The organism is Paraburkholderia sp. SIMBA_053, from assembly GCF_046534895.1.
GTDB classification, from domain to species: Bacteria; Pseudomonadota; Gammaproteobacteria; order Burkholderiales; family Burkholderiaceae; genus Paraburkholderia; species Paraburkholderia caledonica.
Genome location: NZ_JAWRXU010001877.1, coordinates 1 through 231 on the forward strand (window position 1 = coordinate 1; position 231 = coordinate 231).

A 231-nucleotide genomic window follows, 5' to 3' on the forward strand; every position below is an offset into this window, starting at 1 on the left:
GGCTTCGCTGCCGGCTCGTCGTTCTCGATGTACTCGGTCGAAATCGCGGGCCGCACGAAGATGAAATCATTGTTGAAGTACGAGCGATGCAGGATCTGACAGCACACCGAATTGAAGAACGTCTCCGCGCATTCGGGCTGGCGGTGCGACGTCAAAAGTCCGATGTAGTGCAGCTTGATCTGCTGCCAGACTTCGTCGTCGATGCTCTCGGCGTCGTATTCGTCCTCGAGC

At 57.1% G+C, this 231-nt stretch carries 1 protein-coding gene; it reads right to left on the bottom strand.

The window, feature by feature from the left end:
- A partial coding sequence (locus tag SB753_RS42055) for an isocitrate dehydrogenase kinase/phosphatase AceK regulatory subunit (RefSeq protein ID WP_410805820.1) occupies positions 1 to 231 on the bottom strand: 231 nt, incomplete at both ends.